This window comes from Streptomyces acidicola (genome assembly GCF_009377235.1).
Classification (GTDB): domain Bacteria; phylum Actinomycetota; class Actinomycetes; order Streptomycetales; family Streptomycetaceae; genus Streptomyces; species Streptomyces acidicola.
Window position 1 is genome coordinate 1 of sequence record NZ_VMNX01000537.1, and the last position, 1,106, is coordinate 1,106.

The 1,106-nt window shown below is 61.8% G+C and carries 1 protein-coding gene; it reads left to right on the forward strand.

All coding sequences use genetic code 11. The annotated features are described in order from the left end of the window. The first annotated feature begins 225 nt into the window (after window positions 1–225). A complete protein-coding gene (locus FPZ41_RS46670; protein WP_322621606.1) occupies window positions 226–1,065 on the forward strand; it encodes an IS5 family transposase in 840 nt (279 codons plus the stop codon). The last annotated feature ends 41 nt before the right edge of the window (window positions 1,066–1,106 follow it).

Genomic DNA, 1,106 nt, shown 5'->3' on the forward strand with positions numbered 1-1,106 from the left:
CTCAGTGGGCATTTAGAGAAGCTCTGTGCCAGTAAGTAACTTTCGTGGCCGTCACGCTTGAGGTGTTTGCCTCATACGCACACCCTCGCGCCCATCGAGCTGCGGACTTGGCCGCCCGTTTGCTCCGGTTCTCGTGCACGAAGTTCGTCTGGTTTGAAGATCAGACAGAAACGCCCAACAGTAGCGGAACGGCACCGTCCGCCACATCCATGATCACGCTACGGCGTGAGTCAGCGGAAGCCGTACCCCAGCGACCTGTCCGACGCCCGATGGGCCTTAATCGAGCCGACGCTGGCGGCCTGGAGAAAAGCCCGGCTCGACCGCAGGCCCACCGGGCAGCCGGCCAAGGTCGACCTGCGCGACGTATTCAACGCACTCCTCTACATCAACCGCACTGGAATCCCCTGGAAATACCTCCCGCACGACTTCCCGAGCCACGGCACCGTCTACGCCTACTACGCAGCCTGGCGCGACGAGGGAATCCTCACCCAGCTCAACTACGACCTGACCGGCCTGGCCCGCGTGAAAGAGGGTCGCAAGCCCGAGCCGACCGCTTCCGTGATCGACACCCAGAGCGTGAAGACCTCCACCAACGTACCCCTGACCAGCCAGGGAACCGACGCCGCCAAGAAGATCGTCGGCAGGAAACGGGGCATCCTCACCGACACGATCGGACTGATCCTCGCCGTGACCGTCACTGCCGCGAGCCTGTCCGAGAACGCCGTCGGAATCCAGCTCCTCGACCAGGCCAAGAAGACCTACCCGACCATCTCCAAGAGCTGGGTCGACACCGGCTTCAAGAACGCCGTCATCGAGCACGGCGCCAGCCTCGGAATCGACGTCGAAGTCGTCAACAGAAACCCAGGAGTTCGCGGCTTCCACGTTGTCAAAAGGCGCTGGGTCGTCGAACGAAGTATTGGTTGGATCATGCTGCACCGGCGCCTCGCCCGAGACTACGAGACCCTGCCCGCCAGCTCCGAGGCAATGATCCACGTCGCCTCGATCGACAACCTCACCAAGCGCATAACGGACGAGACGACACCCACCTGGCGAGGAACCTACTAGGAGATAAAGGGCAATCCACCTAGATCAAACACCCTCTCAGA